Source organism: Solemya elarraichensis gill symbiont, assembly GCF_002021095.1.
Lineage (GTDB): Bacteria > Pseudomonadota > Gammaproteobacteria > Chromatiales > Chromatiaceae.
The window spans coordinates 1-8019 of the sequence record NZ_MPRK01000070.1; the positions used below are offsets into that span (position 1 = coordinate 1).

General features: G+C 54.5%; 12 protein-coding genes. 10 read left to right on the top strand and 2 right to left on the bottom strand.

Annotated features, from left to right (window positions below):
- From BOW51_RS05100 to BOW51_RS05145, 10 genes are all read left to right on the top strand, one after another.
- Nucleotides 1-629: class I tRNA ligase family protein (locus BOW51_RS05100; RefSeq protein WP_153039624.1), on the top strand; the 629-nt coding region annotated here is incomplete at its 5' end.
- A 30-nt stretch (nucleotides 630-659) separates the two neighbouring features.
- Nucleotides 660-1166: an LPS-assembly lipoprotein LptE gene (locus BOW51_RS05105; protein ID WP_167367239.1), complete on the top strand. Its 507-nt coding sequence runs from the start codon at nucleotides 660-662 to the stop codon at nucleotides 1164-1166.
- 28 nt (nucleotides 1167-1194) lie between these two features.
- Nucleotides 1195-2214 carry a DNA polymerase III subunit delta gene (gene holA / locus BOW51_RS05110; protein ID WP_078476749.1) on the top strand — a complete coding sequence of 340 codons (1020 nt, stop codon included), beginning with the start codon at nucleotides 1195-1197 and terminating at the stop codon, nucleotides 2212-2214.
- Between the two features lie 47 nt (nucleotides 2215-2261).
- Nucleotides 2262-3542 (top strand): glutamate-5-semialdehyde dehydrogenase, encoded by a 1281-nt coding sequence (locus BOW51_RS05115; RefSeq protein WP_078476750.1) that lies wholly within the window; start codon nucleotides 2262-2264, stop codon nucleotides 3540-3542.
- A gap of 33 nt (nucleotides 3543-3575) precedes the next feature.
- Complete coding sequence (nadD, locus tag BOW51_RS05120; RefSeq protein WP_078476751.1) at nucleotides 3576-4208, top strand: nicotinate-nucleotide adenylyltransferase; 633 nt, start codon at nucleotides 3576-3578, stop codon at nucleotides 4206-4208.
- A gap of 69 nt (nucleotides 4209-4277) precedes the next feature.
- A complete protein-coding gene (gene rsfS, locus BOW51_RS05125; RefSeq protein WP_078476758.1) occupies nucleotides 4278-4643 on the top strand; it encodes a ribosome silencing factor in 366 nt (121 codons plus the stop codon).
- Between the two features lie 17 nt (nucleotides 4644-4660).
- A complete protein-coding gene (locus BOW51_RS05130) occupies nucleotides 4661-5635 on the top strand; it encodes a helix-turn-helix transcriptional regulator (RefSeq protein ID WP_078476752.1) in 975 nt (324 codons plus the stop codon).
- Between the two features lie 62 nt (nucleotides 5636-5697).
- Nucleotides 5698-6324, top strand: coding sequence for a hypothetical protein (locus tag BOW51_RS05135; RefSeq protein WP_078476753.1), 627 nt, complete (start codon nucleotides 5698-5700; stop codon nucleotides 6322-6324).
- Nucleotides 6325-6675: 351 nt separating this feature from the next.
- The gene (locus tag BOW51_RS05140) at nucleotides 6676-6831 is read left to right on the top strand and encodes a toxin-antitoxin system HicB family antitoxin (RefSeq protein ID WP_135568066.1); all 156 of its coding nucleotides are present in this window, start codon (nucleotides 6676-6678) and stop codon (nucleotides 6829-6831) included.
- A gap of 94 nt (nucleotides 6832-6925) precedes the next feature.
- The gene (locus tag BOW51_RS05145) at nucleotides 6926-7294 is read left to right on the top strand and encodes an HIRAN domain-containing protein (protein ID WP_078476754.1); all 369 of its coding nucleotides are present in this window, start codon (nucleotides 6926-6928) and stop codon (nucleotides 7292-7294) included.
- On the opposite strand, the gene greB is transcribed toward BOW51_RS05145, so the two are convergent.
- Complete coding sequence (gene greB / locus BOW51_RS05150; protein ID WP_078476755.1) at nucleotides 7273-7779, bottom strand: transcription elongation factor GreB; 507 nt, start codon at nucleotides 7777-7779, stop codon at nucleotides 7273-7275. The two genes, BOW51_RS05145 and greB, sit on opposite strands and share 22 nt — an antisense overlap.
- Before the next feature lie 10 nt (nucleotides 7780-7789).
- Nucleotides 7790-7957, bottom strand: a complete 168-nt coding sequence (locus BOW51_RS05155; protein ID WP_078476756.1) for a rubredoxin — start codon at nucleotides 7955-7957, stop codon at nucleotides 7790-7792.
- Between the last annotated feature and the right edge of the window lie 62 nt (nucleotides 7958-8019).

Sequence of the window (8019 nt, forward strand, 5' to 3'; positions counted from 1 at the left end):
TGTTCACAGCCCCGCCGGACCAGTCGCTGGAGTGGTCAGACGAGGGTGTCGAGGGCGCGCACCGTTTCGTGCGTCGCCTGTGGACGTTGGCAACAGGCCATGCCGATGCCATCCGGGACGCAGATGCAAAATTTGACGACGCCGATGAAAAGAGTGTTGCCGCGCGCAGGGAAGTCCACGCGGCACTGAAAAAAGCGCTGTACGACTATGAACGCAAGCAGTTCAATACAGTTGTTTCTGCCTGCATGACCATGGTCAATGTGCTCAACAAGGTCGACAACAGTGCCTTGCTGAGCGAAGGTGTCAGTATCATTCTCAGGCTTCTCGCACCGATTGCCCCGCATGTGACACATCACCTGTGGAGTGAACTCGGCTTTGGTGAGGATATTCTCTCTGCCGGATTCCCCGAGGTTGATGAATCCGCCCTGCAGCAGGAGAATATAGAATATGTTGTTCAGGTTAACGGCAAGGTGCGTGCAAAAGTGCAGGTCTCAGCCGATGCCGACAAAGAGGCAGTCGAGAAAGAAGCACTGGATAATCAGAACGTACAGAAATTTATCGGTGATGCGACAGTACGCAAGGTGATAGTTATCCCTGGCAAGTTGGTCAATATCGTCGCACCACAATAACCAAGGCCAAACACCTTGAAGGATATCGATGTGAATATTCGCCCAATACTGCTATTGCTGATCGCGGCCCTGCTGACGGGTTGCACCGGATTCCAGCTGCGTGGCAGCGAACCCCTTCCTGCATCAATCAGCCCTGTTCTCGTGACAGGCATCAATCAGTACAGCGATCTGTATCGCCAGCTGGAATACCAGTTCAGCGCGAGCAGCATTCGTGTTACCGGATCGAAAGATGACGCAGCGACTGTATTGAAATTGAACAAGGTTGAGTCACTCGACAAGCTCACGGCAATTGACCGCAGGGGCAAGGGTGTCGAATACTTGCTTATCAAGAGCGTTAACCTGTCGCTGCATGACAGGGCAGGGGAGCCCCTGGTTTCCGAGCGCAAGGTGGCGGTTGATCACTATCGATATGCGCTTGATAAAAAACAGCTCTCCAGCGAGCGCGCGCGCGAAGAGAAAGATCGCGAGATGCAGCAACTGCTGGCACAGAAAATCATGCGCACAATTCACTATGCCATGCGGACTGGCTCAAACTGATCGTGCAGTTTGAGCTGCAGGCTGAACAGTGAAGCTAAAACCCGAAGCACTGGACTCCCACCTGCGCAAGCGGCTTGAGCCTGTTTACCTGCTGTGCGGGGATGAGCCCCTGCAACTGCTTGAGGCCGCCGACTCCGTGCGCAATATTGCACGCGAGGCGGGTTACAGCGAACGCACTCTGTTCGAGGTGAAGCGGGGATTCGATTGGGATACTCTGCTTGCTGAAGGGAGCTCCATGTCGCTATTTGCAGAGAGGCGCATACTTGAAGTGCGCATTCCGAGCGGCAAGCCGGGCCGCGATGGCAGCGCCGCGCTGGCCGAGTGGCTGGCAAATCCACCGCCCGATACGATGCTGTTGCTGGTACTCTCCAAGCTCGAAGCTGCGCAAAGGAATACCAAGTGGTTCAAGGCGATCGACAAGGCTGGTGTGATCGTGCAGGTTTGGCCGGTCACTGGCAGGGCACTGCCGCAGTGGATGAAGCACAGGGCACAGATGTGTGGTCTGCAGCTTGACGATATTGCCCTGCAATTGCTGGTTCAGCATACCGAAGGCAACCTTCTTGCGGCTTCACAGGAGCTGGAAAAACTGCGTCTCATACATGGTGAGGGCAAAGTCAGTGTTGAGCGTGTTGCCAGCGCTGTATCCGGTAACTCCCGTTACACGCCGTTTGAAATGGTCGATACTGCGCTTGCAGGCCAGGGTGGGCATGCACTGCACATGCTGGCAGTGCTGCGTGCCGAGGGTGTCGCCATGCCGGTTCTGTTGTGGGCGCTGGCGCGTGATGTTCGATTGCTGGTTGAACTGGCTACGGCTGCTGCAGGTCGAGGGTCGCCGAATGCGGTTTTTGACAGGCATCGCGTGTGGGAGCAGCGTCGGGCCCTGCTCGGTACTGCGATGCGAAAACATTCACTCAGTGAGTGGCAGCAACTGCTATCGCTGGTGGCAAGAATTGATAATGCAATCAAGGGCGGCGCAGAGGATCAGTGGGTGCTCACCGAGTCGCTGCTTGGCGGAATTGCCGGCTATTCCCTCGAGGCCGTCAGTTAGTGTGGTAAAATAAATTTTTACACCGGTTGTGATTTTACCTGGCCGTTATGACTCAAGAAGCCAAAAAAGAGATTACCGATATCGCTTCCTATATGCAGGAGGTCGGCGCACGTGCGCGTGTCGCTTCCCGTCAGCTCGCAGCGTCCAGCACAGGCCTCAAGGATGCCGCCTTGCTTGCGATTGCTGAAGATCTTGATGCGAATCGCGACATCCTGATGCGGGAGAACCGCAAGGATCTCGAGGCAGGGCGTGCAAAGGGGCTTGATGATGCGCTGCTTGATCGTCTTGAGCTGACATCTGACCGTATCAACGTCATGATTGAAGGATTACAACAGATAGCTTCGCTACCTGATCCGATCGGTGAAATTTTCGATATGAATTACATGCCCAGCGGAATCCAGGTGGGGCGCATGCGCGTGCCGCTCGGGGTTGTCGGGATCATCTACGAGTCACGCCCCAATGTGACTGCAGATGCAGCTGCATTGTGCCTGAAGTCCGGTAATGCGACCGTGCTTCGCGGTGGTTCCGAAGCCTTCTGGTCAAACCAGGCGATCGCCACATCCATTCGGATCGGCCTGGAAAAGGCCGGTCTGCCCGGTGATGCCGTACAGGTTGTTGAAACCACGGACAGGGCTGCAGTCGGCGCCATGATTACCATGCCCGAGTCGATCGACGTGATTATTCCGCGCGGTGGCAAGGGGCTGATTGAACGTATTTCGGCCGATTCACGTGTCCCCGTGATCAAACACCTTCATGGTGTCTGCCATGTCTACATCGATGACCAGGCTGATCATAGCAAGGCGCATGCAATTGCAGTGAATGCAAAAACCCAGCGTTACGGTACCTGTAATACCATGGAGACCTTGCTGGTTGCAGAGAATATTGCCGCTGAAATGCTGCCTGGACTTGCTGCGGATTATGGAGACAAAGGTGTAGAGTTGCGCGGTTGTGAGAAAATAGCTGCCCTGATCGACTGCAATTCTGCTGCTGAAGAGGACTGGGACGAAGAGTATCTGGCACCGATCCTCTCTATCCGTATCGTTGATGATATGGATGCGGCGATGGAGCACATCGCCAACCATGGTTCCGGACATACAGAAGCGATTGTTACCGAAAACTTTACGCGTGCGCGCAGGTTCCTCACAGAGGTCGATTCAAGCAGCGTTATGGTCAATGCCTCGACGCGTTTTGCCGACGGCTTCGAGTACGGACTTGGTGCCGAGATTGGCATCTCGACCGACAAGTTTCATGCACGCGGTCCGGTTGGTCTTGAGGGGCTTACCTCGGTCAAGTATATCGTTCTGGGCGATGGCCATATTCGCACCTGATTTTTGCCCATGTAAATGCCGGACGGATTGTTGATGATCGGCATTTTCGGCGGTACTTTCGATCCGGTCCATTATGGACACCTGCGACCTGCCTTTGAGGTACAGGAGGAGCTGGGCATCAGGCAGATGCATTTTGTTCCGCTCAGGGATGCACCGCACCGGGGTCAGCCGGAAGTATCACCTGAACTGCGCTGTGCGCTCGTCAGAGCGGCGCTTGGACGGCGCAGCGGTGTGTGTGTCGATGATCGTGAACTGCATCGTGACGGCCCTTCCTATAGCTATGACACCCTCGCATCGTTTCGACAGCAGTGGCCAAACGAGCCGTTGGTATTACTTCTTGGCGAAGACGCTTTCCGTAGTTTTCTCTCCTGGCACAGGCCACTGGATATTCTCGAACTGGCACATCTGGTCGTCATGCAACGTCCCGGTGAGCATCAGTTCGACTCGCAGTTGCAGGCGCTGATAACTGATCGCCAGGCGGACTCACCAGGCGAGTTGCACGATGCGTCTGCGGGGCGAATTTACTTCCAGCAGGTGATGCAGCTTGATATTAGTGCCACCCGAATTCGCGAACTCTGTACAGCTGGCCGCGACATCAGTTACCTGGTGCCGGATGCCGTAGCGGAGATTATCGAGCGACTCAAGCTATACACCGGGAAGCTCTGAACTATTCCCTAGTGGCCGAGACAGGCCATTCCGGCTAAAATGGCGCATAACCAGACTTTGGAAACCCAGATGCAAGCAGAACAACTCCGAGATCAGACAGTCGCCATTCTTGAAGACATGAAGGCGCTGGATCTCAATGTTATCGATGTGCGCGGTAAAACCAGCATCACCGACTTCATGATTATTGCCAGCGGTACATCGGACCGTCACGTCAAATCGATTGCGGAAGCGGTGGTTTTCAAGTCAAAGCAGGCGGGTGAGGCACCAATCGGCACCGAGGGCGTGACCGACGGCGAATGGGCGCTGGTCGACCTCAACGGTGTGGTCGTACATATCATGCACCCGCGCGTCAGGGACTTCTACCAGCTTGAACGGCTCTGGAGGATGGATCCGGAGCAGGCTGAAAAAGTGCTCCAGGAGAGCACGCAGCAGTAGCTCCCGGGCTCTCCCGCATGGATCGATTCGACAGAATCTACGATCTGCACAAGATTCTCAGCGCTTCGCGCTATCCGGTTTCACGCAAACGCCTCGAAGATGAGCTTGAGTGTTCGCGTGCGACTGTAAAACGCATCATCGAATCGATGCGTCTTTATCTCAATGCTCCCATTGCCTATGACCGCAAGCTTAATGGCTACTATTATGAAACCGGCAACGAGTCGGGTGAAGTCATGTATGAGCTCCCGGGGATCTGGTTCAACGCCTCCGAGCTGCAGGCTCTACTGACAGTGCAGCAGTTGCTGCAGGATGTGCAGCCTGGCTTGTTTGAGCGCCAGCTGGCACCGCTCAGGGAGAGAATTGATGATTTGTTGCAGCTGCAGCAGGGTGATTCGGGCGATCTCAGCGGCCGCATCCGTATATTGCACCTCGCCTCGCGCCCTGGAAGTGAGTGGTTTCAGCTGATTGCTGGTGCCACCGCGCAACGCAGGCAGCTCGAAATCGACTACTATGCCCGCTCCAGCGATACCTCTTCACGCAGGCGCATTTCACCGCAGCGCCTGGTTCACTATCGTGACAACTGGTACCTGGATGCCTGGTGCCACACGCGTAATGCATTACGAACCTTTTCGCTCGATGCCATCGAGTCTGCACGTCAGCTCGAGAAGCAAGCCGAAGAGGTAGAGGAGAAGCAGCTGAAAACGCATTTTACCTCTGCCTACGGCATTTTTTCCGGCGAGGCGACAGATGAGGCGGTACTGCATTTTTCGGCCGAGAGCGCACGCTGGGTCGCAAATGAGGCGTGGCATGCCCAGCAGCAGGGTGAATGGCTCGATAACGGAAAATACCTGATGCGCATTCCCTATGCCAATCCCACCGAACTGGTGATGGATATCCTGCGCTACGGCAGTGATGTCGAGGTGATAGCCCCTGAAAGTCTGCGGCAGATGGTGGCTCGGCACCTGCGCGATGCGCTTGAGCATTATCAGTAACAGGAGTGATGCTAAGGCCTATAATTAATTATAGGAGAGCAGATACTTTACGGAGGGCCAAAATGAAGACCACAACAATACGAATTTCATCTCTTTTGTTTCTGTTGATGCTGTTCACTCCCGCAATTGCCGAATTCTGGGCGCCGGTGCGCCAACAGTTCTACTATGACACCACCTACCTCAGTGGTGGAATCGGTGCCACCGAGTTGGAGTACCTTGAATCGAAAGAGGTGCGCGATCAATACAATCTTGAAATCCTTACCGCGACGAAAAGCGGCTGTTATGTCTCCATGGCGAGGGCCAGGGTTGCAACAGCTAGTGGCGCAGTTGTCCTCGACGTGGTGATGGACGGCCCGATTCTGCTGACCCGCCAGCCGGAGGGTAATTACCATGTGAGAGTGGTTGTTAACGGCGACAGGCAGATGCGTGACGTCAAACTGGGTGACGGCTATTTACAGCGTGTAGTGACTCACTGGAACATCGAGGCAGAACGTCTCGACACGCCGGAAATCAGCCCGCCCTGGGTACGACCACTGGTACCAAAAACAATTGACGGTATTGAGGTCGTGACGGTTCCCGGTGCTGAGGGAGAACAAGTCGTGAACGGTCGTTGGAACAAGGGCGACTCAGAGCGCGACCAAGTGCTGGAGGAGGTACGCATGATGCGCGAGGAAGCTTGCCCGTCTTGAGAGGAGGGCCAGAGAGCTTGAGCGGACGCTCAGGTATGTGCCTGACTCGTATAGGTAAGACGCAAAAAAGCCCGGAAATCCATTTTCCGGGCTTTTTTCAGGGGAATTTTGTGTGTGCGTTGCTTAGAACTGCATCATGACTGCGAGAGCAAAGCCCATTAGCGCTACTTCGATCGCAACGGCTTTCCAGTCAATGACAGGAATGCGATGTTCGAGTTCAGATTTTGCCGACATATAATCCATTTTTTCTCTCCAAATTCAGAGAAATCCATACGGATTACTCTTGCCGATTGGCTTATGTTAAGATGAAGTATATACGTTTTACTTTCAATGTCAACACTTTGTATACACATGTCCAAGACTAAGGTATTGAATCTGCGAATCGACCCCGATTTGAAGAAGCGGGCGAAAGCAATTGCACAGGATGATGGGCGCACTCTTTCCAACTGGGTGACGCATCTGATCGAACGCGAGGTCAAAAAAGCCGAGAAGGAAAAAGAGAAGTAATCCCCGTTATTTAGCCTCTCTCCCAGGATAATTCCCTCGGGCTCATGCATTGAGCTACCACCTGTCCGATACTCCCTGCAAACGGGAGGAAATCATGCAGAACAGACACTTTGAATCCATCAGGAAACGCCTGTTTATTTCGGGCACCAGGGCGAAGCCGCGCACGCAATCGAGCCTGCAGATTTCATCCGTAGCGGGTTTTCATCACCACAGGGCAATTGGTGTGTGGAGCTTCCTGCGTGAGGGTGAGGAGCTGAAGCTGGTGCGGGAACCGCAAAATCCCTTCGATCCCGCAGCTGTTGCTATCTATTTCAGGAATGACAAGCTCGGCTATGTGCCGCGAGGTGAGAATGACAGGCTGGCCGGTATGCTGGATCGCGGAGAGCGCCTCAGTGCGAGAATCAGGCGTCTGCGCAAGAGCGAGATGTCACGGCGGAGGATTCAGTTCGAGGTGCTGTCATAGCGTACATCGGTCACCAGGTAGAGCTGTTTGCCCGCCGGTGTCTGCACCGTTACCTCGTCATCGATGCTGTGCTTGAAGAGGGCTTTGGCCATGGGGGAATCCATGCTGATATAGCCGGGTTCCACATCAAATTCGTCCGGGCCGACGATACGGTAATTTGATTCATTGCCATTGCTGTCTTCGAGTGTGACCCATGCGCCGAAAAAGATTGCTTCGGGATTATCGGGAACCAGGTCGATAACTTTCAGGTCAGGCATGCGTTTCTGCAGATAGCGAATGCGGCGATCGATTTCTCTCAGCTCTTTCTTGCGGTAGATATACTCGGCATTCTCCGAGCGATCACCTTCTGCGGCTGCGGCTGCAAGTGCGACAGTGACCTCGCGGCGGCGCTTCCAGACTGCTTTCTCCTCCTGCTGCAGGCGCAGGTAGCCCTCGCGCGTGATATAGGGGGATTTCTTCGCAGCAGGTGCGCGGTAGCGGCCCATCAGTGACTCATCAAGCGATTTCGACCATTGAGAATTCAGCCGTGGACTCACCGCAGTCCGGGCATTGCCAGTTTTCCGGGACAGCATCCCAGGAAGTGCCTGGCGGAATACCATCTTCAGGCAGGCCGAGTGCCTCGTCGTAGACGAAGCCACAGATTTCACATTCCCATTTTTTCATTGTATTTCCCGTTCAGTTGCTCTGCTAATGAGATGAGCCTAGCAAAATGCGATTTGTGTTCA

Bases quoted from the DNA above. Each gene is read 5' to 3' on its own strand.
- BOW51_RS05130 (WP_078476752.1), top strand. From the start codon at position 4,661: ATGGATCGATTCGACAGAATCTACGATCTGCACAAGATTCTCAGCGCT.
- BOW51_RS05115 (WP_078476750.1), top strand. From the start codon at position 2,262: ATGACTCAAGAAGCCAAAAAAGAGATTACCGATATCGCTTCCTATATG.
- rsfS (WP_078476758.1), top strand. From the start codon at position 4,278: ATGCAAGCAGAACAACTCCGAGATCAGACAGTCGCCATTCTTGAAGAC.
- BOW51_RS05135 (WP_078476753.1), top strand. From the start codon at position 5,698: ATGAAGACCACAACAATACGAATTTCATCTCTTTTGTTTCTGTTGATG.
- BOW51_RS05155 (WP_078476756.1), bottom strand. From the start codon at position 7,957: ATGAAAAAATGGGAATGTGAAATCTGTGGCTTCGTCTACGACGAGGCA.
- greB (WP_078476755.1), bottom strand. From the start codon at position 7,779: ATGGGCCGCTACCGCGCACCTGCTGCGAAGAAATCCCCCTATATCACG.
- BOW51_RS05145 (WP_078476754.1), top strand. From the start codon at position 6,926: ATGCAGAACAGACACTTTGAATCCATCAGGAAACGCCTGTTTATTTCG.
- nadD (WP_078476751.1), top strand. From the start codon at position 3,576: ATGATCGGCATTTTCGGCGGTACTTTCGATCCGGTCCATTATGGACAC.
- BOW51_RS05140 (WP_135568066.1), top strand. From the start codon at position 6,676: ATGTCCAAGACTAAGGTATTGAATCTGCGAATCGACCCCGATTTGAAG.